The organism is Psychrobacter piscatorii, from assembly GCF_043641605.1.
Taxonomy (GTDB): Bacteria; Pseudomonadota; Gammaproteobacteria; order Pseudomonadales; family Moraxellaceae; genus Psychrobacter; species Psychrobacter piscatorii_C.
The window spans coordinates 49,024-71,942 of sequence record NZ_JBHZRK010000005.1; the positions used below are offsets into that span (position 1 = coordinate 49,024).

Below are 22,919 nucleotides of genomic sequence, written 5' to 3' on the forward strand. Positions count from 1 at the left end.
TTACGCAAACTATTCATTATTCGCACTATTTTTTGTGCAAGTAAAAATGACAGTTATTGGCGCTACTAGAGGTTTACGTCTATAATGTATGACTGAATTTTATTTAATATAACGATTTTTAGCAAAAAGCAATTTAACCCGCTAGCAGTTAATCCACAAGGTGCGATATGTCAGAAGACCAAACAATGAGTGCAGAAGAGTTTCAAAACCAATACTTCAATGATGAGTCTGAGGGCTTAGACGGTGAGATGGAGTATGATTTAGAGACTGGACTTCTTGGTGAGCACGATGAATTTGCTAACTTACATGCAGAATTAAACGAAGCACGAGAGCAGCTCGTCAGTATTCGCGACTTTATTCGTTTTTCAGTCACACAGCTGCGTAATTATGACGTCGTTGTTGCACAAGGCACGACCGACGAGTTTGCAGAAGCGTCAGCCATTGTCCTGCACTCTTTGTCTCTCGATTGGTCTGCTAATGAGCAGATTTTAGACTGTCGTCTGACCACGTCTGAAAAGCAGTTGGTACTAGGACTATTAGAAGAGCGTATCGCTGAGCGTAAGCCACTAAGTTATTTGATTAACTTATCGTATTTCTGCGATTTGCCTTTTTATGTCGATGAGCGGGTTCTTATCCCTCGTTCACCGATTGCAGAGTTGATTCGTCAGCAGTTCCATCCGTACTTTGATGTGACTGAGCTCGCCAAACCACTGGGTGTCAGCCCGAATGAAAAGTCAGCGGTATTTTATGATCATGGTTTAGATGTGAAGCAATTGTCGCAGCCTGAGCGTATCTTGGACTTGTGTACTGGCTCTGGTTGTATCGCAATCGCGCTTGCTACTCGTTTCGTTGATGCCTTGGTTGATGCTGTTGATATTGATAAAGGCGCGCTGGACGTCGCAATGGTCAATGTCGATCATCATGATCTTGGCCATCAAGTAAACGTAATCGAGTCTGATTTGTTTGCCAAGATACCTGCTGAGAACCAGTATGAGCTTATTGTCACCAATCCACCGTACGTCGATGCGGCTATCATGGCAGATTTACCGCCTGAGTTCTTATACGAGCCTGAGCATGCATTAGCCGCGGGCCAAGATGGCTTGGATTTGGTACATCGTATTTTATTTGAAGCGCCAGATTACCTTAGCCCAGATGGGTTGCTGGTCTGTGAAGTGGGCGACAGCGAATGGGCACTAAAACAAGCCTATCCTGAAATCCAGTTTGATTGGTTGAAGTTTGCACATGGCGGTCATGGTGTCTTTGCGATTACCTATGATGAGCTAGTCTCAAACCGTCAATTGTTTGCCTCTTATGTTCAGCTATTAGATAGCCTTCAATAGACAGATATTGGGTCGGATAGACATCGGCTGCACGAGCCGAAACTATAAATAACAATACAATTACTCATTATAAGCAATAACCATGAGTGATTGGTCACATAGTCATCAGTAGCGTTTACTTGTTTAAGGACAGTTATGGCAGGCAATAGTATTGGGCAGGTTTTTACGGTCACCACTTGCGGTGAGTCACATGGCGCAGGCCTGATGGCCATCGTTGATGGCGTACCACCAGGTTTAGCATTATCTGCAGACGACCTACAAGTAGATTTGGATCGTCGCAAACCGGGTACGTCTAAGTATTCAACCCAGCGCCGTGAGTCTGATGAAGTTGAGATTATCTCTGGCGTATTTGAAGGTAAAACTACAGGTACGTCTATCGGTCTATTGATTCGTAATACCAATCAAAAATCTAAAGACTATAGCGATATCAAAGATACTTTCCGTCCTGGACACGCTGACTATACTTATAGTATGAAATATGGCTTCCGTGACTATCGCGGTGGCGGTCGCTCGTCAGCGCGTGAGACGGCTATGCGAGTGGCTGCTGGTGCTATCGCCAAGAAATACTTGCAAGAACGTCTGGGCGTACAAATCCGTGGTCACGTTACCCAAATCGGCAATGAGCATAGTAATGTCTTAGACCCAAGCCAAATTGACTGGGAGTTTGTAAATAGCAATCCGTTCTTTTGTGCAGACAAAGAAGCGATTGGCCGGTTTGAGACCTTGATTGATAACTTGCGCCGTGAAGGCACTAGCTGTGGCGCACGCCTTGATATCATTGCGAGCGGTGTGCCAGTAGGCTTAGGCGAACCAGTATTTGATCGTTTAGATGCAGATATCGCTCATGCGATGATGAGTATCAATGCGGTCAAAGGCGTCGAGATTGGCGATGGGATGGCGGTAGCAGGTCAATTCGGACATAGCGCTCGTGATGAGCTGACTCCAGATGGGTTTGCAGCCAATCATGCGGGCGGTATCTTGGGCGGTATCTCATCAGGCCAAGATATCCGTGTGAGTATTGCGCTTAAGCCAACGTCTAGTATTACCACTGCTGGCAAGAGCATTAACACTCAAGGTGAAGCAGTCGATATGCTGACTAAGGGTCGTCATGATCCTTGCGTTGGTGTGCGTGCTACGCCCATTGCCGAAGCGATGCTAGCGATTGTAGTGCTTGATCATTATCTGCGTCATCGCGGTCAAAACGCGGATGTGCAGCTGCCAGTACAATCGATTACTTAGTATTTTTGTCGTAGAGAAATCAGCTCTTTATTGCTTCTAGTGATTTAACACTAGAAATAATAAAGGGCTTTTTTATGTCCAAATAAAATACAGGTGTTACCTAAATACAATCAATGTGTTGAGCGAGCAAGATATCAGGCTGCCAGTTGATACTCATCAATAGCTACGCACTGCTGATGTCGAAATACCAATAACAACCGGTGACTAGGAATCGCTAGCCAATGTCCAAACTCAATACTATCGACGCCTTGGCTCGTTAATGTCTGTGTACAGTGATGACGGCTAAGGCCGATTAGGCTCTTGACGATAGGGTTATCCGTTAATTGATGTGACATAGATTTTCTACTCCTAATTTACTTTACGAATTTGACGGTTCAATAGATCCTAGTGCTATCGTAAAACAATGAAGTAGAAATCCTGTGTAGTCATGATGGAAAGTTGATGAACTGCTATAAGTGTTTATTTTCAAGCTAAGGGCAAGGTAATACTAACCATCACACCAGAACGCTGGTTTTTACCAGTATCAGTGTTATCAGTGGCTTTATCATCATTAGTACGGACATTATTGAGGGCTACCTGACCGCCATGATGTTCAACCACTTGCTTCACTAGTGTTAGACCAAGGCCAGTGCCCTTTTTAAGCGTATTACTATTATAGTCAGTTTGCCTCGAATCTGCCGATTCTATATATAGATCATTGCTGTCTGTGCGATTCGTTGTTTGAGATGATGGTTGGCTTTGATGAGATAGGCTAAAATAACGTTCAAAAGCTTTTTCAATAGCATAATCAGGCAACAGCTTTCCATCATTAAATATATCAATGATTACCGTTCGCGCTGTGCTATGCAAAGAGATGTTAACAGTGCTATCAGCAAAATGAATGGCATTATCCAGCACATTTTGTAGGACTTGTATCAGCCAAAATTGGTCAGCAAACACACTGGTAGAGGCCAACAACTCTGCTGGCAAGTTTGTAGTGTTTGTCATGTGCTGATCATCGATGTATATATCGATAGGTTGTAGATTCTGCTGTTGCTGCTTAGCAGTATTGTCTTTTATTAGACTCTGTAATAATGGCAGTAGCGGCGTTAGCTGACGATTGAGCTTAAAAGTAGGCTGTTCAACTTTCGCAAGTAACAGTAGTCGGTCGATGAGCTGCTGCATTTTTACGCTTTGCTCACCAACTGCCTCAATGAGCATCTGCCGATCATCCTGATCAAGCATATGACCATCTAACCCATCATCTTCTAACAGCTCACTACTGGCGCGAATGGCGGTTAAAGGGCTTTTTAACTCGTGAGTGAGCGTATGCACATAATCAGTGACATAAGCACGGTTTTCGAGTCGATGCTTCATAGTCTCGATGGTATCGGTCAGACTGTTTAGCTCATGACCCAGATAAAAATAGGGTTTTTTGGTGTCTTCTGCCAGCGAACTGGTATATTGAGTCACCAAGGTAATACTTTGCTTGAGCCACCATGCGATGAGACCCGCTAAAATGAGGGCAGCAATGCTGATGAATAGCACTGTGATCAGCATGCGGTTACGTGTGTCGTCCAAATAAGGTAGCACGCTGGCGACAGGTTTGCCGACGCTGACCACGCCGATAATCTCGCCAGACATATTCTTGATTGGCTGTGCGACATACATGACCGAACCATCACGCTGCTGGTTATCCCGCAGCGTACTTCTTGCACCGTATTGACCTCTTAATGTGAGATAGACATCATTCCAGCGCCCATAATTTTGCCCTTCATTATTGTCAGGTTTGGGTAGCGAGTCATAAATGACCCTGCCGCTGCTGTCTGTTACATATACCCGAAAGCTACTATAGCTTTTGGTTTGATAGACGGGACCTAAATTATCGTTAATGGCTGGTATGCCAACAAAGGCCGCATCAAGTTGCGCTTGATAAGCCTCATCATATAACTGCCCTGTAGATAATGGCATCTGGAGACTGGCCGCAAGTAACTTACTGGTGTCTAGGAGAGTGTCTTCAATGACTTGCTGGGCGGTTGGCTTGACGTAGCCAAATAACTGAGTAAATACAACCACGCCGCATATGACGAGCACTAAAGCGACTGCAAGCCAAATCCTAAAAAATATACTTAAATTGAGCAGTCGTTTACGTTTAGGAGCTTGCTGCACCGTGCCAATGGGGTGCAGTTTTGCATACCAATTGCTTTGGTCGTTATGAATAGCGCTCTCAGCGTTATTTGCATTATGATTCATAAGTTAGCAGCCATTGTTAAGCTGGACATAAGGCGTAACCCAGTCCTCGATGCGTATGAATGACTTCAATACTCGTATCAACGGTTGCAAGTTGCTTACGAATTGACTTGATATGGCTGTCTATCGTGCGTGCTAGGCGATGATCAGGATAATCACTAACTGCGTTAAGCAGCTGCTCACGGCTAAAGACTTGATACGGTGCTTGTAGTAAGGTCAGTAAAATTTTGCGCTCAGTATTACTAAGTTCCAGCTTCTGTTCTTGCCACATTAATGAATAGTTGAGCGGTTGATAATGCCAAACGCCAGATTGATTTTCAAACGTTAATGCTTGTCCCGATAGATTATTCGAGGAAGTAGTATCAGTACTGTCATTTGAGTTTGTGGTATGAGAGCCTGACTGTTGAATCAGTTGTTCACGGCGCCAAATGGCTTTTAAGCGTGCGACCAATTCACGTGGACTAAAGGGTTTGGCGCAATAGTCGTCACCACCCATCTCCAACCCCAAAATCCGATCGACCTCATCGCTACGCGCGGTCAAAAACACGATAGGCAAATCTTTTAAGGCGTCGATATCAGGTGTATGACGTATTTGTTGACATAGGCTCAAGCCGTCACCATCTGGCAGACCGACATCCATAATGATCGCCGATAGATCTTGTGCTTCATGACTATGCAGCATGGGTAACACACTACTGGCATTATCCAACCAAGTCATCTGCCAACCTTCGCGCTTGCAGGTGACCTTGAGTGACATGGCAATCGCAGGATCATCTTCTACCAGTAAAATATGGGTCATAGTCTCTACATCGTCTTATAGGCTTAGTAAATTATCGTAGCACAAAACAGCAGGTTGCTCTTGCTGCCACGAGTTAAATGGTGTGAAAAGTTAATGGAAAAGTAGGGTGCTCAGTAGATAGCGTGCGATGTAATTATTTTAATGCATTCAATAAAAAGGCCAGCTCAATAGATAAGCTGGCCTTGGTAACGAAGATTAAGCATGACTGTCTATTAATAGACTAAGCGAAAACCTATTTAAGACCTTTGCAGTTGGCATAGTAGCTCACTGTAGCGGGCCAATCTGAAAAAATGCCTTGGACACCGACGTCCTGCGCTAGTACGTCAATATAATTCATCATATCACCATCATTGTTGATAGCATCACTAAGACCGCTATAGTACCAATCGCCATCATCGGTTAATGGTCCTGAACGCTCTATCGACCAGGTAATGATTTTTAGACCATTGGCTTTGGCTTGTTTTGCGTATTCTGATGGTTGCATATTTCCTTTACCATCAGTAGTGACTAACAACCAAAGTGCTGGTGCAATGGTGTTGATGCCACGTGCTTTGATATCAGCCAATGAGTGCTTCCATGTGGCTGCGTCATCTTTATCAAATGTTTTATCCTTAGCGGTCTCATTGCTGTCATCAATAAGATAAACGGCATTAGCCCCATAAGCTGGCTCGTTTTTGATCCAGTAATCCAGATCTTCTATATTAAATGACTGGGCAAATACATCGCTTGCAGGTACATCCGCTGCCTTATAAGTATCTATCAGCTGTTGGCGGTAATCGTTCAAACGATAGCCATTAAACGGCATGGTCACTGCAGGCGCTTTTAGCTCAGGCGTGTGCTTCATACCTAGCTTGCGTGCCAACGCGATATGCTCTTTTAACGTCATTACCTGACCATTTTGTGAATACAAATCCGTTCGCCAAGGTGCAGTCGCATTCATATACTCGCTAATGCTGGTTGCTTTTTTATTGGCAGCATCCATCTTACCCGTCAAGGTTTTAAACTGAGCGGCACTGATATCTGAGGTACGGCATTCGATACTATCGGCATTGGTAAGTTTGCCTTTAGCATCCAATATGGGCGGTACAGTGCATTGCTTGGCAAGCGGCGTAGCTAATATATTAGTAGTGGTATGCAAATCGTTCTGGGCATGACGACAGACAAGCTCACCGTCATTGGTAAAAGCGACATCACATTCTAAGATGCCGGCCCCCATTTGTGCTGACGCCACGTAGCTATCATAAGTATGTTCAGGCAGCTGTAATGGCGCACCTCGATGCGCAATAGAGAAGTCTGTCTTACTTGGCAGTTGCCCTCTGCATGCCTGTAGCTCTTCTTTTAGTGGTCCTTCATCCATATCATTTATCAAATAAAACGGACGCACTCCATAGGTATATGCGACAGGTGAAGACGATTGTGATTGCGGTTGCGCTATTGAGGAAGAGGCTTTTGATGTGAACATTGAGCGGCTGTCAGTAGTGCAGCCTACTATCAATAATGAGCTGATCAGCGTTAAAGGTAAGGCGAGATTAACCTTATTAATTTTAGCCAGCGTGTGCTTACTCAGCTCAAGCGCTGATTTATTAAAAATTGTCATGTAAAATGTTCCTGCAAAATTATAAAAAATCCCATCGGACGTATGGATAGGAATTAAAAGATTAACGTTTGACTATTGGTTGTTGTTTGCTAAAAGTAGCTAGAGGTCATGACATGCTTGATTATCCATATTTTTGCTATTGTCCATTTAGTACCCCACTATTGACCATACTCTCAAACTAACAGATGATATTGACCATATAATGACACATACATTATTTTGGCAAGAAATATAGAAACGCCTAAGGCATATCTCACTACATTATTAAGGATAACTATGAGTAACTATTTAGACGCAGTCGTCGTTGAGCATAATCCCTCTCAAAAAAAGATAGATCGCGCGGTGATTTGGCTACACGGTCTAGGTGCTAGCGGTCATGATTTTGAGCCAGTTGTACCGCAGCTTGGGTTGGCTGATGATATGGCAGTACGTTTTATCTTCCCACATGCACCCAAACGCCCAGTCACAGTGAATGGCGGCATGGTGATGCCAGCATGGTACGACATCATAGAGATGAGTCTGGAGCGAAAAGTAGATGTGGCTCAAATTGAAGAGTCTGCTGAGCAGATACAAGATTTGATTAGCCGTGAGATTGAGCGCGGCGTGCTACCAGAGCATATCGTCATCGCAGGGTTTTCGCAGGGCGGGGCAGTTGCGTACCATGTAGCACTCGGCTATCCAGAGCGTCTAGCTGGTTTGATGACGCTCTCTACCTACTTAGCGACCAATGATAATATTGAGTATAGTGCTGCGAATAAAGACATGCCCATTCTGATTGAGCATGGTTCTCATGATCCAGTCGTGCCTGTCATCCTAGGTGAGCAAGCACATCAGCTATTATCAGCAAAAGACTACAATGTGTCTTACAATACCTATCCGATGGCGCATCAGGTTTGTATGCCGCAGATTCAAAATATTGGTCAGTGGTTAAATAGCGTTTTGGCGTAAATTATTAAGCTGTAACGTAATGTAATGCAAGTCTACTATAGGTTGAAACCTAACCGATATCTCCTATATAATAAGCGACCTTATTGGGGATGTTCTGGCTTCGACGCTGGTGATGAAACTCAATGATGCATGTCGAGAGTGTATGTCCTCTCGTTAATCAAACATATATTGTTATAGTCGCAAACGACGAAACTTACGCTCTAGCAGCTTAAACCCTGCTTACTTAGTTGCTGATCACCTACAGTTGGTTAACTAAGTTGAAGCGTCCGCATGTAGGCTCGCCACAAGGGATTGTCTCAATCGCTTGGGTTCAAAAGTAGAGAATCGTCCAATCCATCCTGACTGTCGGATCGGTGCGGATTAAATTTAAAGACAGAAACTAAACATGTAGATTCATGAGCGTAATGCTGGCGGACGCGGGTTCAACTCCCGCCATCTCCACCAAATATTGATAAAGGGCTGACAGTCACAGATTGTCAGCCCTTTATTTTGCGTGTTTTTTGACTTTTTCTTATCTTATAAAGGGATGGCTAACATATAGGATGTTGGTGTTTTTGTTGGTATTGAACCCTTTACAGCTGGTCAATACTAACAAAAAATATTTCAATGTCCTTGAACTATATCACGTGACGTAGCATAGAGTTCACCATGAGATATCTCATGCTTATTAGCTAAAACATTACTTAAGGCAAGCTAGAATTACTCTCCGATATGTCTATTTGTAACCTCCAAGTCTAAAAAATATATTGCAGAAAGTGAATTTATCTGTAAAGTATAAAAATAACAGACCAAAAATGAGGAATTAGACATGCTTATCGAACTACAGGGTAGTAGATTGACTCAGGCAATATTAGAGCGGGATGATAGTCAGGTATGGTGTGCTGTGAGCAATGTCAGTGACGATCATGCTATGACAGCCATCGATAATGGTTATTACGAATTATTAGTGTCTATCGTGTCTTTGGGTGATGATGGCTTTGTTTGTGATAAAGGCAATCTATGGCAGTACGCTGTACCCGTTAAAAAGGTCGAACTTACTCAGAATGAAGTGGGTTTATGATTAATAATAGTTAAAAACGGTTGGCGCTCGGTCAATATAGATTAGTTTAATTGTTGACGCTGAATAGTAGCGTTTATTGAGTAACTGCACGACAAAAATAATAACGCCAACATGATATGCAAATATCAGCACCTGTATTGCAGCACTAGAATTCCTGATTGAAAATCAAAGTCTTAGAGGTGGTCAAGCGATTGCTCTTATAGTCCTGATTGTTTGCCTGAATAATTCTCTTCATTGTAGGAGTCAGTGGTATGGATAGTGGAATGGTGGGGAGTGCATTAACGCGCTCAATGCTTGAAAATGGTCATCAAGAAATATGGTGTGCCGTGAGTGATGTGAGCGATGAAGACGCTATGGAAGATCAAGTAGGGAACGACTTTACAGCGTGTATCGTAGATTTTAGAGACGGGCAGTTTTATTGCGCCGCAGATAATGGTTGGTTTTATGCAGTACCAATTGAGGTACGTGCACTAACGCAAAGTGAAGTTGGTTTCTAAAAAAATAAAAATTATCAAAGTATTTAGTTCTTGCGATCCTACTGAAAAAACCGATCACTTAATTTGGTCGGTTTTTTTGCGTTATGTGGTATTGCTCAAAAAACCTAAGAAATGTGATGAATTTAGAGTCATTTAACGATTTTTTATTGATGATTAATGTAGCTAACGGTTTGGTAAAACCGTATGAAAGGAAAAATAGAGTATTAGCAGCGATATATAAATAATGAACAGTCGTCTATTTTAATCGATGGCGATCATAATATTAGCTTGTCTTGACACACAATTCTGATTATTCTTAATTGTGGTTTATTTTTAGTATTAGAGGATACATGAATAAAAATAAGCGGACTTTCAAACAACGACAGGGAATGTACTATGTTAGGAAAAATGATGTATCAGCCATTGCTGATCAGTGGTCTAATCGAACACGCTGCCCGATATCACGGTGATACGGCAGTTTTGTCCAAAGAAGTCGATGGACAAATGACTCATACTAATTGGCTTACGATTTCGAATAACTCAAAACGGTTGGCCAATGCGTTGGCTACCCTGGGACTTAAATCATCAGAGCGCTTAGCCACATTGGCTTGGAACAATCGCCGTCACTTAGAAGCTTGGTATGCGATTTCAGGCAGTGGCATGGTTTGCCACACCATTAATCCACGTCTATTTCCTGAGCAGCTTAGCTACATTATCAATGATGCGGATGACCGCGTGCTATTCTTTGATGTCACATTCCTACCGCTTATTATGGCGATTAAAGAAGATATTAAAGGGATTGAGCACTTTATTTGCTTGAGCGCTCGAGAGGACAGTGTCGTCGCAAAACTGCCTGATGTATTATTTTTTGATGAGTTATTAGCAGAGCATAATGCTGATTTTGAGTGGCCTCAGTTTGATGAAGCCACTGCCAGCTCACTTTGCTATACATCAGGAACGACAGGCAATCCTAAAGGCATTTTATACACGCACCGCTCTTCTGTGCTTCATGCGATGGCATTGTGCATGCCGGATGTGTCGGGTTTATTTGCGCAAGACGTCCTACTCCCTGTGGTACCGATGTTCCATGTCAACGCGTGGGGCACTCCTTATGCGGCTGCATTAACTGGCTGCTCTTTGATGCTTCCAGGTCCTAATCTGGATGGTGATAGCCTAGTGTCTCTCATTGATGATTATAAGGTGACGGTTGCGTTAGGTGTTCCGACGATTTGGCAAAGCCTATTGACTGCCGCTAAGGCCAGAGGTAGTAAGCTTGATAGTATGACGCGGACCATTGTCGGTGGCGCCGCTTGTCCACCATCAGTGATTAAAACGTTTAGAGAAGATTTTAATTGCGATGCGGTACACGGCTGGGGTATGACGGAGACCAGTCCACTTGGAACAATGAATCAAATAAAGGCTAAGCATAAATCACTAAGTAAAGATGAGATTAACGAGCTACGTAACTCTCAAGGACGTCCACCGTATGGTGTTCAGTTACGTCTCATAGATACTGATGAGCCACTTAAGCCAGTCAAAGAGGATGGAGTGTCTCAGGGCCGCTTGCAGATCAAAGGTCACTGGATTATCAACGATTATTATACAGAGAATCCTGATGCCATTACGGAAGATGGCTGGTTTGACACGGGTGATATTGCAACCATTGATGCTGATGGCTATATGAATATTCGTGACCGATCAAAAGATTTAATTAAGTCTGGTGGAGAATGGATCTCCTCAGTAGAGCTTGAAAATATCGCTGCCGCCCATCCACAGATAAAAATGGCAGCTGCTATCGCGGCAAAACATAAAAAATGGGGAGAACGTCCGGTACTGATTGTAGTAAAAGAAGAGAATGCAGAACTCGATGAGTCACAAGTGCTAAGTTTTTATGAAGATAAAATTGCTAGCTGGCAGATACCTGACAAAGTTATTTTTGTAGAGAATATCGTACTGAATGGTGCCGGAAAAATGGTGAAAAAAGACTTGCGTGATGACTATGGTGATGCACTACTAGAGATGTGATAGTGGTCTATTATGCCATGATATCAGTATAACTTTAAAAGTCTCAAGTATGACATGACATAGGTTTTGCTGAGCGTAGTGGTGCAAGTGAAAATATTTGAAACGCTTTTTGAATATCCTCACTTGTGCCACGACTCTAGTTATTGTGGCAATTGCGCATGGAATATTAATGTATAGAGCTTTTGAATAAAGTTCTATGTAGCAGGACAATATGGAACACCAGATACAACAAAGCCCCTGATATCAGGGGCTTTAGCTGTTCTATAAGATAGTATAGGACTATGTAATGGTACCCGGAGCCGGAACGATTACTATGTATTAAGTATTTAATTTATAAGATAAAATTTTAATTTTTTTTGTGCGGTGTACATGTGAGTGTACATGAGGTTTAGGTTTCGTATTTAATCATATAGATTCAAATAATACATTTTTGCTTACACTTATGGAATGGTTAGGCAGTTAAAACACCTTTGATATAGATTCTATAATTTTTTTAGCTCATCATCAATCAAGCCCTTCAAGTAGGTAGATGAATCCACACCATAATTATCACATAATTTTTTAAGCTTTTTCTGGTATGCAGAACCTAATAATGGTTTTTCTGGAAGTTTTCTAGGAGCTTTTTCTTTAGATTTTATCTGGTACCAAGCATTTCTCATTTTCTCTATAAAGTCTTTCTGACTAAGGTCAAGTATCTTATTATTTCTTCGAGGCTGATGCTTTTGAAGTTCAAATGCATCTATAGAAGCACAGATTTGATCGTATTTATCTTGGCCTCCGCTTGCGATAAAGAGGTAGGGCTTCCACAAAAGATTCTTCGACTCTAGATAAGCAATTGCCCAATCAATCTGCCTCTCATCTTTATCATCAAGCCACTTCAAATCCTTAACACTTGCCATGTCTAGGACGTACTTCATTCTTGCTGAAGTTACAAATTTCGTTTTGAGTTTGGCTTGGTTTTTAGTGTTTTTTATTATATCTGTTCGTGATGGTGCTCTAGGAGGAAACCTAGTGGGTCGTTTGAGATGAGGATTAGATGAGTTCGATATACTATTTGGGCTATGAAAAATTTGCATCATGTGTAAAGAGGCAGTTTCAAATTCATAATCAGGATTCATCTTCAAGGAAAATGGGGTTGAACTCTGATTGGGTATAAGAAAACTATTACTCCTTGTATTAAAGTGAGTATCAGCAAAATCAGATTTTCCGAGAAAGTGACAAGCATCAAAAGATTTCAAAAAGTCATGTTTAAAATCTGAGTGAAGAGAAAACCTATCGATACTTAAACTGGCTCTGGAGTTAGACAGATATACATCAAACCATATCGCTGCTCTGAGGTTGTCTTTAAGCCATTTTACGTATTCGTCACCTATAACTCTATTCATACACCTATCAACATAGCCATGTAAAACAAGAGCTCTATAACCTAGCAAATGAAGCTGATTGGTTAGATAATCTAAATTATTACTAATATTAATACTAATGTCATTTAGATACATCTCATGAATCAAAATGTATAGCTGTCTACTTGTTAATCTAGACAGAATGTTTTTAATATCTTTGTGTTCTAGCCTTGAGTCCGAACTGACATCCATTATGAAGTCCAAGAACATGATTAAACATGCAAGTTAATAATAATATCAAAGTAAGTTATTAATCAGTAGTGCATTGAAAATTAGTTATATTTAAATAATTTTTTAGTAAGAAATTAGTAAGACAAAAAAATGTCTATAATTTAATAGTCTTCGCAAACAGTGGTGTCTGGGTAATATTTATGAGGCTAAAGCTCATTAACTGCCCAAGGCTCTGAATATAACTTTGATAAGTAGTCTACTACACAATGAAGTCGCTCAGCAACAACGGTATCTCTGCCAAGATATATCAATACAACATTCGCATTCGGTTGTCTGTTATGAGCTAACTCCATCGTGATATTCTTCACTCAAAAAGCCTGAAAACCCTTTATCTGGGTGATGAAAAAACTCTGGAAACTCTGCTCCTGAATTTCTCAAATATGGTTGGTATCTATGTTATTAATTAATACTACTTACTAATTATCATTAAAAAATACCACTAGACCCTACTCTATGAACGATCCGTTCTCATTCATAGGAGTAGTCTCATGTCATACCCACGTATCCATCAATCCAAACTTATCAGTACTATCGATTTATTAGTCAGAGATGTGCTGTTTGGAGATATTGATATCAGCCAAGTCAGCGTTCAGCTATCAAAACTGTATTTGCCGTTTATAGAGAATTACGATCCCGCATTGAAGTACATGCCAACTATTGAAGCTTTCAAAAAGAGCACCAAAGACGTGATGGATAACCCATACTCACAGACTCATAGATGGGGCTATTACAATACGGTTCAATTTATGGATTATCTAGGCAATCATAAAGCTCTCATTACAGACGAAGATGCTGAGCTGATTAAGCAAGAGAAAATTAATAGCAAAGTGTTTGAAGTAGATTTACGCAAGCTATTTAGTGAGGAAGATGGATTGTCTAGGCTACTATTTGTCAGGGTTGATTTATTCTACTTGAAAGACACCATGCATCTGGTCACTATTGCAGACTTACATCGACATCTGACAAAGCTCAGAGACTTTATAGGCAATAAAAGGACGTGCTTTAAGGATCGGGTAGGCTATGCTATAGCGATAGAGCAAGGGTACGAACATGGCTACCACTGTCATATCCTGTTAATCTATAACGGTGCTAAACGCTGGAAAGACACCTATCTAGGCCAAGCAGTAGGAGAGAAGTGGGAGACTATTACTGATGGTCTGGGCTCTTACTATAATTGCAACCACCCAGCAAATAAGAGAGCTTATGAAAAGAGTGGAACACTAGGTATCGGCATGATAAGTCGTCATGATGAACAAGCCGTTGAGAATGCGATAAGAACGGCCTTATACCTCACTGACCCTGGTAAGGCTGACCGCTATATTGACAGGCTTGACCAGCATCTAAAGGTCAAGCTACCTAAAATGAAAACTTTTACTCGCGGTATTACTCAAGGTTAAAGGGTATAGTCAACTGAACCCATAGCAAAATAATCTCAGATATATACTATTTTAATGAGATAGCGCATTAGTGGTTAGTAAAGTGCCTAATCCAATCAACATTTAATCAATAAAGGTCTGCCTCGTGCAGGCCTTTTTTATGCCCAAAATAAAAGGAGTGTTTATGAAAACCATCTGTCCATGTTGTCAGTCAACTGCGGTCTATGAGATGACTGATGGCATCAGTATCAATCTAATCGACCAGCTGTTGTCTCCTGCGGTTCTCGTCAGCCTTGGCGTTAGTCTGTGCAAGACGCTTAAGGTTCATCCTGCTATAGGCGTGGTTGCAGGTACAACAGTCGCAGCACTTATTGAGATGACTCAGTCTCATCAAGCGCTACCGCTGCTAGTCAATCAGCAATATCGCTGTGATGACTGCACACATGTCTTCACCACCTTTCATTAATCCAGTTAACCCACTTCACTTACTTCATTTAATTATCAATAAAAAGGAAAATTATCATGGCACATTTAATCGAAAGTATGGCGTACGTAGGCGAAACCCCTTGGCATGGTCTTGGCAATGAGCTATCACCTAAGCAGCCATTAGAGGTTTGGGCACGCGAGGCAGGGCTTGATTGGCGTATTGAATCCTCAGACGTCAGCTACATGTCAAGCAATGACAAAGGTCATAACCTCATTATGCCTTTTGCTGAGAACAAAGTGCTTTATCGCAGTGACAACCTAGAGCCTTTATCAGTTGTCAGTCAACGCTATCAAGAAGTACAACCGCGTGAGATTTTAGAGTTCTATCGCGATCTCACTGAACAGTCGGATTTCGAGCTAGAGACTGCTGGAGTGCTCAAAGGTGGTCGTAAGCTGTGGGCATTGGCTCGTACAGGTCAGTCAGCTAGCCTTCGAGGTGGTGACGTTAGTAATGGCTATCTATTACTGGCAACGGCTTGTGACGGTACGCTTGCGACCACAGCACAATTCACTAATATTCGTGTGGTCTGTAATAACACCCTTGCTGTTAGCTTAGCTAACGGCAAGGGTGGTGTGGTCAAAGTTCCGCATAGTACCTCCTTTGATGCTGATAGCGTCAAGCAGCAATTAGGCGTATCGGTGAAGCAGTGGGAGGAGCATATTTATGAGATGAAGCAATTGTCTGAGCGCCGTGTGACCCAATCAGAAGCAGCCAATTATCTTAGCCGTGTGTTCAATGATCAGGACAATGACCTCATTCTATTTAACCGCGCTAAAAAGCAAAAGGATGCCGTTCCTAACGCCAAAGCAATGAATCAGGTAATGCAGATGTTTAACGGTCAAGGGCGCGGTGCTGATTTAGATGCTGCCCGTGACACCGCTTATGGACTGCTATGTAGTATCACGGAATACGTTGACCATGAACGTCGAGCGATGAGTACCGATAATCGTCTCAATTCAGCATGGTTCGGTGCTGGAGCTAAGCTTAAGCAAAAGGGTTTAGAGGAGTCACTACTGATGCTTGCTTAATCAAGGATATCTAACGTCTAGAAACACAATCAACCACGCCTTAGCGCGTGGTTTTTTTATACCCGTTATTTAACGAATTACATTAATTCATGACACCATTTATAAGGAATGTATTATGGAAACCATCGCATTAAACACAACCACTCAGCCAAGACGCGCAAAGCGTTCAACTGTTAAAGCAAAAACAATGCGCATACCTTCAAACACGAAAGCCAACATTGAGCACCCAACGCCTTTGGTGCCATCGACTCAATCAACCACCGCCAAACGTCTTGTCAGTACCAAAGACTTGAGCCGTGAAGACTGGTTAGCCGTTCGCAAGCAAGGTATTGGTAGCTCTGATGCCGCTGCTGCCTGTGGTATCCATCCTTACCTTTCCATGCTTGAACTATGGATGATTAAAACAGGACGCATGACCTCAAACGTCGATGAGAGCATCGAGGGTTATTCGCCTTTGTACTGGGGTAATACGCTTGAGCCGATGGTCGCTAAATACTACCAAGAGCAGACAGGCAATAAAGTACGTCGGGTGAATGCCGTCTTGCAACATGCTGACCCTGATAATCACTTTATGCTAGCCAATCTAGACTATGCAGTGACAGGCAATGACGAGGTACAAATACTAGAGTGCAAAACCGCTGGTGAGCATGGTGCCAAGCTTTGGAAGCATGGCGTACCGCTCTATGTGACTTGCCAAGTGCAGCATCAGCTAGCGGTCACAGGTAAAAGCGCGGCGCATATCTGTGTACTGCTATGCGGACATGAAGCCAAAATATACAAGGTTGAGCGTGATGAGCAGCTGATTAATAGCATTCTGTGGCACGAGCGTCTGTTTTGGCAGTATGTTGAGACCGACACACCACCAAACCCTGACCATAGCGAGTCAGCAGCGCGAGCATTAAAGCAGCTTTATCCAAAGCCTAAGCCGTCAAGTAAAGTTGATTTGCGAGACGATGAAGGCGCTAACAAGCTGTTTGATAAGTTGCTTAATCATCGCATGTCTATTGAGGAGCTAGAGCAACGTCATGACCAGATTAAGCATCAGCTACAAACGCTTATCAAAGATAATGAGGTGGCGATCTTCAATAAAGGCGCTATTTCATGGAAGCGCTCTAAAGATAGTATCGGTCTTGATAGTAAAGCGGTTATCAAGGCACATCCTGACTTACTCACTCAATTCAGTAAAACCAAGCAAGGCAGTCGTCGCTTTGTCATCTTAAGCGATTAAGCGCTTATGCCAGTAGTCCACTATTGACTCATGCAATAAACCTACTAGCCACAGCACGTGCATAAACGCCCACCCTCACAGGTGGGCTTTTTATGTTGCTTTACTTAACCAACTAAATTAAGGAATATCACCATGATTAAAGGTCTAACCATAACCCCGCCCGTACTCGGTCGTATCAGCATTGGACGTGTCATTGTCAAAGACGGCAAACGCTTACCTGCTAAGGACGATCAATTCACTATTACTAGTCAAGTGCAGAATAAAGATGGCTGGGTCAATCATCCCCTTGATGCCAAGCTACGTGCGAATAATGACAGTAAGCTTCGACAAATACCCGTGCGTATGCTGTTTAACGATCCTGAACTTAATTTGCGAGCTGAATATACTTTGTTTGATCGGCAAACGGGTCGTCCACTGTGTGTTGGTGACGGTGAGAGCTGCCAGCGACGAACTAATAATGGTGTGGAGCAGTTGCCTTGTCCGTCTCCAGATAGGTGTCCATTAGCACAAGGCGGTGCTTGTAAGCCTTATGGCAGACTGTACGTGAATCTATCTGAGGACGATGAGCTAGGCACGTTTATCTTTCGCACCACAGGCTTTAATAGTATTAGAACGCTGGCAGCAAGACTAAGCTACTTTGCTGCGGTGTCAGGCAACAAGCTCTCATGCTTGCCACTGCAATTAACACTAAGAGGCAAAAGTACCACGCAAAGCTATCGTACGCCTATCTACTTTGTGGATTTAACGCTACGCGATGGGGTAACGCTTAAAGATGCGGTACAACAAGCGAAGGCAATTGATACCGAGCTTAGCGAACATGGCTTTGATCAAGCGGCATTAGAGGAAGCCGCTAAGCAAGGCTATGTCAACTCTTGCTTTGAGGTTGATAGCGATAATCTATTGGATGTGGCAGAAGAGTTTTATCCAGTAGAGACAGATGAGGCTAACCGTAGTCATCAAGGAGGGTCGCAAAATGGTATTGCTCCCTACAATGTCGGTAATATCGAAAGAAGTCTAAGGGAGAGTGTGACAGCTATAAGTTAAAGCAGTGGTAAGGATATACGGCATAAAAAAGGAGCTGAATAATCAGCTCCTTTTTTATTGTTTTGTCTAAGGACAGTCGTCGGACGGCATAGGATGCCATAAAAAAATATGGGGCTCCGTAACTCTATGAGAGGAAATGCTCTCAATCACTCATAAGGAGCTAGTCATGGAAAATTTAAATGCAACACAGCCTGTAATCAAACAATGCAACCACATCCCACAGCTACTAAGCATCAAAGATGTTGGTAGTTACACTGCTCTTAGTCGTTCCACGATATATGAGCTTATCAATGAAGACTCTGACCGCTACGACCCAACGTTCCCTAAAAAGGTACAGCTTACGAAGGTAAGAGTAGTGTGGGTAGCCAGTGAGATTGCAGAGTGGATTGAAACTAAGATGAATGAACGATTAGCCTAGTAAGTGAGCCACTTCATAAGTACTTAGAGGTGGCCTATCTTTTCATTGAAAGTTTATTAACATTGGATGTTTAGGTCATTGAGAAATATTTTTAATAAAATTTTGTTGGTTAGTATATACTTATCAACAATTAAATTACTGCTTAGAATATTCCGTACTTACTCAGTAGTAATAGAAAACTTAATTAATTTGGAAGATTTTTTGGAGGAAGAATTGAGCACTTTTAGTAAAAGTAAGTTTTTAGCATTATTGTCTATAACACTTCTTTTAAGCGCATGTGGATCTAGCAACGCACAAAACATGTATGAAGAGGTTTTAGAATGTAATTTGTCAGCTCAACAACTAATACAATCTAAAGTAATAGAAGACGATAGAGTTTTACAAAATATTCAACAATATGCTTCTGAACAACCTTATGCAAATGATCTTACAGAGGATGATAAACATGAGTTAGATAGGAAAGCTCAAGAGATATTTAATAGATTTGAAGACCCAGGTATGAACGGTTTAAAAGGCGGTCTTTTTTATCCACTAAAAGTTTATAATTCTAGTACGTGCATGAAGATGCATAAGCAGAATAAGATTGATGTTGGTAGTCTAGGTCTTGAGGCAAAAGTTATGTACTATGCCGCTTATCTATTCGTATAGTTAAGTGTTGAGCAGTTTTCAAACTGCATTAGCCGTCTCACTCAAATGTGAGTCGGCTATTTTTTTTGCTTGTTACCTAGTAATGAGCGTAGCATCGCGACTGTGGCATGATTGGTCTCATCAAGTACTGGCTTAGCGAATAAGGGGTCGTAGCTTTTCGATAAGGCAGGATTATCAGACAATTGCGGGTGTAATGCGCTTTTGCATTTTTGCGCAGTATGGGGAGTGTTTTGACCTAGCACGCTCAGCAACATACCCTCTAAGCATAGTGGCTTTGAATATAAGATCGTAATGCCTGAGTTTTTAGCGGCTTTAATATCTTGTTGATTAACAGGGACGTCGCTATCCATCAGAATGAACTTTTTATCATAACCAACATGACGGCTCTTTTTGACTGTATCTTTGATGATATCGTGCGGTGAGCCACCACTAGAAAAGTCTAAAGTGATTTTACTACCAGAGCGCCTTTCATGATAGATACCTTTCATATGACTTAAAAATGCTTTGTCATGCTCACCTTCACCCATAACGAGTAGGGTGGTTTTGTTGACTGTCCTAGGTTTACGCTTTGCCATAATCTAGCCCCTTATAGATTTGGTATCGCGTCAAACGCGCCAGCCATATATTTTGCATAAAGGTTATCGTCATTACGAACCCCTTCCATCTCATCTAACCGCCAAGCTTCTGAAGCCTGCTCATATTTTTCGACTAAATATATCTGATGCTTATTTAATAGATTAAACACCTCTGGGGTATGGCAACTAAAGATAAGCTGAGCATTATGAGGATTATGATGCGATGAGCGAAACAAATCAAAAATGGCAGGTAAAAGTAGGGGGTGTAAGTCGTTATCAAGCTCATCGATAATAGCTACGCCACCATTTTTAAGCACAGGTAGTATTAAGCCAAGCAAGCTATAAGCAGATTGTGTGCCATTAGACTCTTCATAAATCATAAGCTCAAACGATTCATCACCGACTTTATGAATACCAAAGGGCAACAGTACTTCTTGCTGCTTTCCTTCGTTGACCATCATGACGCTTTTTATATTAATCTCATCAATGCCCGTATCAAACTGACAAAGTAGCTTCTCAGCAGTTTGTTTTAAACCATCATCCTTAGCAAACAATTCAGTCATCTCAGGTATAGACTGGCTAAGACTGCCAAGCCTGCCCATTGAGACTACATTGGTTTTGTAGCCTTCAAACATCTCGATGATTGCTTCTGCCAGTGGTTCATCAAGCAAATTGGCATAACTGATCAATGAGGCATTTTTTTTCACGTCATCTGCAAGCGATGGGATGACAAAATTGCGGTGCTTATAGACCATCTCATCACCATCATAGCGACGGCTAAAAACATAGCTAAATAAGCGACTGGTCTTTTTATATAGCGCTTCATTGATCACGCGGCTTTGGCTAAGCGTTAGCTCATAGCGATACTCTTCATAAACACCATCGGTATTTTTGAGTAAAAAACCCATCTCAAATTCAGAAGGTTTGTTTTTATTCAACGCAAAGGGGCTATACGGGATATTGTCTTCTGAATCAAGGCTGCTGGTAGAGCCACAAATAAACCAGCGCAAAAACGATACTGCTTTGAGCAGCTGCGTCTTGCCGGAGCCATTCGCACCTAAGATCGCTGTAACTTTATTAAGTCGATGCTGGTCAAAATCAGTATCAATATAAAAGTTATAGTTAGACTCGGTTGGCTGCTTGCCTAGCGTGAATGATAATTCCGTTGAATCTGGGTAAGAGTAAAAATTATCGAAACGAATATAAGTAATCATAGTCAGCCGTTTTTAACGATATTTTGTGGTTTGTTGGCTAAGATAGCATAAATAACGTTTTAGTGCCTTTCTTATATAGCGTTTATTATATTAATACACATAGTAAAATTTTCTAAATACTCAGTTAGGTTTTAATGTTGTTTGTAGGTTGTATGAGCATAAAAGCTATAGTGAGCACTATATCGGCTCCGACTATTTAAGCGATATATAGAACCATGTACAATGTCATCTTTTATTACCTTATCCTAAGATAGTAATTATTATCAAAAATGCATAACCTCTGAATATAGGTCGAGCGTTTTTATAAGCAGGTAGCAACAGATGGATAGTCAAAAATACAATATGTCATTTACAGCTGGTGCGCTGCTACAGTCAGAGTCAGTGACGATAGCTAAGTTATACCTTGAGCTTGGGAGTTGGAATGAGGTAAAAGACAAAGCTATTGCCAATAATGTCCTTCAATCAAGAGCAGTCAGTACGCTAAAGCGAATAAGTTATGAGATTATATCTCGTTTGAGCACCCTTACCAGTGAGGAGCTTATATTACTTGTGAATAGTAGTCATAAAGATCAAGCTTATCTGATATGGATGGCAGTCTGTCGACATCATAAATTTATTGCTGATTTTGCTACTGAAGTATTAAGAGAGCGTTTCATCACTTTTAAGCCAGATCTTCAGTACTCAGATTTCGATGTGTTCTTTAATCGCAAATGTGATTGGCATAGTGAGCTTGATGGTTTAAGTATAAGTACAAAGAAAAAACTCAGACAGGTGCTATTCAAAATGCTTCGAGAAGCTGACTTCTTGGACGGTAAAAATAATATCCAAGCTACTATTTTAAGCCCACGTTTGTTAGACGCCATTGAGCGCAATGGGGGCAGAGATATCATGTACTTCACAGTATCTGAAAATGCGGTATAAAGGGGTGTCACTATGGCTACAAGCGATATAAATGCATGTGATAAGCAAAGTTACGATCATCTTCTCGCTGTGATTTCAAGCGAACGCTTTCTTACGATGCAAGGTCTAGGTAATGAAGTGCCATTCTTTATATGTCCATTCCGACCAGAAGAAGTAAATGAGATGCTACGCCTTGAAGACCAACTCACCAAGCAGTTGAAGAATCAAGGTATCAATGTATTAAGTATTAATTTATATGACCTATCTATAAAGCTACTCAAGGAACGTGAGATTTTTGAGCAGATACTAGAGATGGAGTCAGAGGTTGCAAAAGAAAAACTCAAAGAGCTGCTTCAGGGAGTTTTAGATCCTGAGTCTCATCTGGCACCAGCTATTGCTAAGGAGCTAGATGATACGGACTATGATGTTTTGTTTCTATCAGGTGTTGGGGAGGTTTTTCCTTATATACGCTCACATAACGTTTTGAATAACTTACAAAGTACCGCAAAAGACAAACCGACTGTTATCTTTTTCCCCGGTGCCTATACTCATTCTTTAGAGTCTGGTGCATCGCTTGACTTATTTGGTAGGTTGCACGACGACAAGTATTATCGGGCATTTAACATTTATCACTGCGAAGTATAATTATAATGA

22 protein-coding genes and 1 other RNA gene are annotated in these 22,919 nt (G+C 41.7%); 16 read left to right on the plus strand and 7 right to left on the minus strand.

Going from position 1 to position 22,919, the window contains the following annotated elements:
• The first annotated feature begins 167 nt into the window (after nt 1-167).
• Both prmB and aroC read left to right on the plus strand, forming a co-directional pair.
• Nucleotides 168-1,340 carry a 50S ribosomal protein L3 N(5)-glutamine methyltransferase gene (prmB, locus tag ACHUET_RS06270; protein ID WP_201599835.1) on the plus strand — a complete coding sequence of 391 codons (1,173 nt, stop codon included), beginning with the start codon at nt 168-170 and terminating at the stop codon, nt 1,338-1,340.
• 135 nt (nt 1,341-1,475) lie between these two features.
• Nucleotides 1,476-2,579 (plus strand): chorismate synthase, encoded by a 1,104-nt coding sequence (gene aroC, locus ACHUET_RS06275; protein WP_201599838.1) that lies wholly within the window; start codon nt 1,476-1,478, stop codon nt 2,577-2,579.
• Nucleotides 2,580-2,713: 134 nt separating this feature from the next.
• Here the strand turns inward: aroC and ACHUET_RS06280 are convergent, their stop codons facing one another.
• The 4 genes from ACHUET_RS06280 to ACHUET_RS06295 all read right to left on the minus strand — a co-directional run bounded on the left by ACHUET_RS06280 (nt 2,714) and on the right by ACHUET_RS06295 (nt 7,204).
• Nucleotides 2,714-2,914: a hypothetical protein gene (locus tag ACHUET_RS06280; protein WP_201599839.1), complete on the minus strand. Its 201-nt coding sequence runs from the start codon at nt 2,912-2,914 to the stop codon at nt 2,714-2,716.
• Between the two features lie 130 nt (nt 2,915-3,044).
• The gene (gene creC, locus ACHUET_RS06285) at nt 3,045-4,811 is read right to left on the minus strand and encodes a two-component system sensor histidine kinase CreC (protein WP_394211525.1); all 1,767 of its coding nucleotides are present in this window, start codon (nt 4,809-4,811) and stop codon (nt 3,045-3,047) included.
• 16 nt (nt 4,812-4,827) lie between these two features.
• Nucleotides 4,828-5,607, minus strand: coding sequence for a response regulator (locus ACHUET_RS06290; protein ID WP_201599841.1), 780 nt, complete (start codon nt 5,605-5,607; stop codon nt 4,828-4,830).
• 232 nt (nt 5,608-5,839) lie between these two features.
• Complete coding sequence (locus tag ACHUET_RS06295) at nt 5,840-7,204, minus strand: glycerophosphodiester phosphodiesterase family protein (protein ID WP_394211527.1); 1,365 nt, start codon at nt 7,202-7,204, stop codon at nt 5,840-5,842.
• A gap of 276 nt (nt 7,205-7,480) precedes the next feature.
• Between ACHUET_RS06295 and ACHUET_RS06300 the strand changes: the two genes are divergently transcribed.
• The 5 genes from ACHUET_RS06300 to ACHUET_RS06320 all read left to right on the plus strand — a co-directional run bounded on the left by ACHUET_RS06300 (nt 7,481) and on the right by ACHUET_RS06320 (nt 11,713).
• On the plus strand, nt 7,481-8,152 hold the full coding sequence (locus tag ACHUET_RS06300; RefSeq protein WP_394211529.1) for an alpha/beta hydrolase: 672 nt from the start codon (nt 7,481-7,483) through the stop codon (nt 8,150-8,152).
• An 85-nt stretch (nt 8,153-8,237) separates the two neighbouring features.
• Nucleotides 8,238-8,596, plus strand: a transfer-messenger RNA (tmRNA) gene (gene ssrA / locus ACHUET_RS06305).
• A gap of 364 nt (nt 8,597-8,960) precedes the next feature.
• Nucleotides 8,961-9,212: a hypothetical protein gene (locus ACHUET_RS06310; protein WP_394211531.1), complete on the plus strand. Its 252-nt coding sequence runs from the start codon at nt 8,961-8,963 to the stop codon at nt 9,210-9,212.
• 251 nt (nt 9,213-9,463) lie between these two features.
• Nucleotides 9,464-9,709 (plus strand): hypothetical protein, encoded by a 246-nt coding sequence (locus ACHUET_RS06315; RefSeq protein ID WP_394211533.1) that lies wholly within the window; start codon nt 9,464-9,466, stop codon nt 9,707-9,709.
• 375 nt (nt 9,710-10,084) lie between these two features.
• On the plus strand, nt 10,085-11,713 hold the full coding sequence (locus ACHUET_RS06320; protein WP_394211534.1) for a long-chain-fatty-acid--CoA ligase: 1,629 nt from the start codon (nt 10,085-10,087) through the stop codon (nt 11,711-11,713).
• A 482-nt stretch (nt 11,714-12,195) separates the two neighbouring features.
• Here the strand turns inward: ACHUET_RS06320 and ACHUET_RS06325 are convergent, their stop codons facing one another.
• Entirely contained in the window at nt 12,196-13,308 is a 1,113-nt protein-coding gene (locus ACHUET_RS06325) for a hypothetical protein (RefSeq protein ID WP_394211536.1), read from the minus strand.
• A gap of 527 nt (nt 13,309-13,835) precedes the next feature.
• Between ACHUET_RS06325 and ACHUET_RS06330 the strand changes: the two genes are divergently transcribed.
• The 7 genes from ACHUET_RS06330 (at nt 13,836) to ACHUET_RS06360 (ending at nt 19,576) form a co-directional block, all read left to right on the plus strand.
• Nucleotides 13,836-14,744 (plus strand): hypothetical protein, encoded by a 909-nt coding sequence (locus ACHUET_RS06330; protein WP_394211538.1) that lies wholly within the window; start codon nt 13,836-13,838, stop codon nt 14,742-14,744.
• Nucleotides 14,745-14,907: 163 nt separating this feature from the next.
• Entirely contained in the window at nt 14,908-15,189 is a 282-nt protein-coding gene (locus ACHUET_RS06335; protein WP_394211539.1) for a hypothetical protein, read from the plus strand.
• A 56-nt stretch (nt 15,190-15,245) separates the two neighbouring features.
• Nucleotides 15,246-16,238 (plus strand): DUF932 domain-containing protein, encoded by a 993-nt coding sequence (locus tag ACHUET_RS06340; RefSeq protein ID WP_394211540.1) that lies wholly within the window; start codon nt 15,246-15,248, stop codon nt 16,236-16,238.
• Between the two features lie 115 nt (nt 16,239-16,353).
• Nucleotides 16,354-17,466, plus strand: coding sequence for a YqaJ viral recombinase family nuclease (locus tag ACHUET_RS06345; protein ID WP_394211542.1), 1,113 nt, complete (start codon nt 16,354-16,356; stop codon nt 17,464-17,466).
• 132 nt (nt 17,467-17,598) lie between these two features.
• Nucleotides 17,599-18,510, plus strand: coding sequence for a recombination directionality factor (locus ACHUET_RS06350; RefSeq protein WP_394211543.1), 912 nt, complete (start codon nt 17,599-17,601; stop codon nt 18,508-18,510).
• A 166-nt stretch (nt 18,511-18,676) separates the two neighbouring features.
• On the plus strand, nt 18,677-18,928 hold the full coding sequence (locus tag ACHUET_RS06355) for a helix-turn-helix transcriptional regulator (protein WP_394211544.1): 252 nt from the start codon (nt 18,677-18,679) through the stop codon (nt 18,926-18,928).
• A 78-nt stretch (nt 18,929-19,006) separates the two neighbouring features.
• Nucleotides 19,007-19,576 (plus strand): hypothetical protein, encoded by a 570-nt coding sequence (locus tag ACHUET_RS06360; RefSeq protein WP_394211546.1) that lies wholly within the window; start codon nt 19,007-19,009, stop codon nt 19,574-19,576.
• Nucleotides 19,577-19,632: 56 nt separating this feature from the next.
• Here ACHUET_RS06360 and ACHUET_RS06365 read toward each other — a convergent pair whose 3' ends face one another.
• Both ACHUET_RS06365 and ACHUET_RS06370 read right to left on the minus strand, forming a co-directional pair.
• Nucleotides 19,633-20,151, minus strand: a complete 519-nt coding sequence (locus ACHUET_RS06365; RefSeq protein ID WP_394211547.1) for a hypothetical protein — start codon at nt 20,149-20,151, stop codon at nt 19,633-19,635.
• Between the two features lie 11 nt (nt 20,152-20,162).
• A complete protein-coding gene (locus ACHUET_RS06370; RefSeq protein ID WP_394211549.1) occupies nt 20,163-21,365 on the minus strand; it encodes an AAA family ATPase in 1,203 nt (400 codons plus the stop codon).
• A 321-nt stretch (nt 21,366-21,686) separates the two neighbouring features.
• On the opposite strand from ACHUET_RS06370, the gene ACHUET_RS06375 reads away from it, so the two are divergent.
• Together ACHUET_RS06375 and ACHUET_RS06380 are read left to right on the plus strand one after the other, a co-directional pair.
• Complete coding sequence (locus ACHUET_RS06375) at nt 21,687-22,286, plus strand: DUF1819 family protein (RefSeq protein WP_394211550.1); 600 nt, start codon at nt 21,687-21,689, stop codon at nt 22,284-22,286.
• Between the two features lie 12 nt (nt 22,287-22,298).
• Nucleotides 22,299-22,910 (plus strand): DUF1788 domain-containing protein, encoded by a 612-nt coding sequence (locus ACHUET_RS06380; protein WP_394211552.1) that lies wholly within the window; start codon nt 22,299-22,301, stop codon nt 22,908-22,910.
• Nucleotides 22,911-22,919: the final 9 nt, after the last annotated feature.

Coding starts and splice junctions, on each gene's coding strand:
- prmB (WP_201599835.1), top strand. CDS start 168: ATGTCAGAAGACCAAACAATGAGTGCAGAAGAGTTTCAAAACCAATAC.
- aroC (WP_201599838.1), top strand. CDS start 1,476: ATGGCAGGCAATAGTATTGGGCAGGTTTTTACGGTCACCACTTGCGGT.
- ACHUET_RS06280 (WP_201599839.1), bottom strand. CDS start 2,914: ATGTCACATCAATTAACGGATAACCCTATCGTCAAGAGCCTAATCGGC.
- creC (WP_394211525.1), bottom strand. CDS start 4,811: ATGAATCATAATGCAAATAACGCTGAGAGCGCTATTCATAACGACCAA.
- ACHUET_RS06290 (WP_201599841.1), bottom strand. CDS start 5,607: ATGACCCATATTTTACTGGTAGAAGATGATCCTGCGATTGCCATGTCA.
- ACHUET_RS06295 (WP_394211527.1), bottom strand. CDS start 7,204: ATGACAATTTTTAATAAATCAGCGCTTGAGCTGAGTAAGCACACGCTG.
- ACHUET_RS06300 (WP_394211529.1), top strand. CDS start 7,481: ATGAGTAACTATTTAGACGCAGTCGTCGTTGAGCATAATCCCTCTCAA.
- ACHUET_RS06310 (WP_394211531.1), top strand. CDS start 8,961: ATGCTTATCGAACTACAGGGTAGTAGATTGACTCAGGCAATATTAGAG.
- ACHUET_RS06315 (WP_394211533.1), top strand. CDS start 9,464: ATGGATAGTGGAATGGTGGGGAGTGCATTAACGCGCTCAATGCTTGAA.
- ACHUET_RS06320 (WP_394211534.1), top strand. CDS start 10,085: ATGTTAGGAAAAATGATGTATCAGCCATTGCTGATCAGTGGTCTAATC.
- ACHUET_RS06325 (WP_394211536.1), bottom strand. CDS start 13,308: ATGGATGTCAGTTCGGACTCAAGGCTAGAACACAAAGATATTAAAAAC.
- ACHUET_RS06330 (WP_394211538.1), top strand. CDS start 13,836: ATGTCATACCCACGTATCCATCAATCCAAACTTATCAGTACTATCGAT.
- ACHUET_RS06335 (WP_394211539.1), top strand. CDS start 14,908: ATGAAAACCATCTGTCCATGTTGTCAGTCAACTGCGGTCTATGAGATG.
- ACHUET_RS06340 (WP_394211540.1), top strand. CDS start 15,246: ATGGCACATTTAATCGAAAGTATGGCGTACGTAGGCGAAACCCCTTGG.
- ACHUET_RS06345 (WP_394211542.1), top strand. CDS start 16,354: ATGGAAACCATCGCATTAAACACAACCACTCAGCCAAGACGCGCAAAG.
- ACHUET_RS06350 (WP_394211543.1), top strand. CDS start 17,599: ATGATTAAAGGTCTAACCATAACCCCGCCCGTACTCGGTCGTATCAGC.
- ACHUET_RS06355 (WP_394211544.1), top strand. CDS start 18,677: ATGGAAAATTTAAATGCAACACAGCCTGTAATCAAACAATGCAACCAC.
- ACHUET_RS06365 (WP_394211547.1), bottom strand. CDS start 20,151: ATGGCAAAGCGTAAACCTAGGACAGTCAACAAAACCACCCTACTCGTT.
- ACHUET_RS06370 (WP_394211549.1), bottom strand. CDS start 21,365: ATGATTACTTATATTCGTTTCGATAATTTTTACTCTTACCCAGATTCA.
- ACHUET_RS06375 (WP_394211550.1), top strand. CDS start 21,687: ATGGATAGTCAAAAATACAATATGTCATTTACAGCTGGTGCGCTGCTA.
- ACHUET_RS06380 (WP_394211552.1), top strand. CDS start 22,299: ATGGCTACAAGCGATATAAATGCATGTGATAAGCAAAGTTACGATCAT.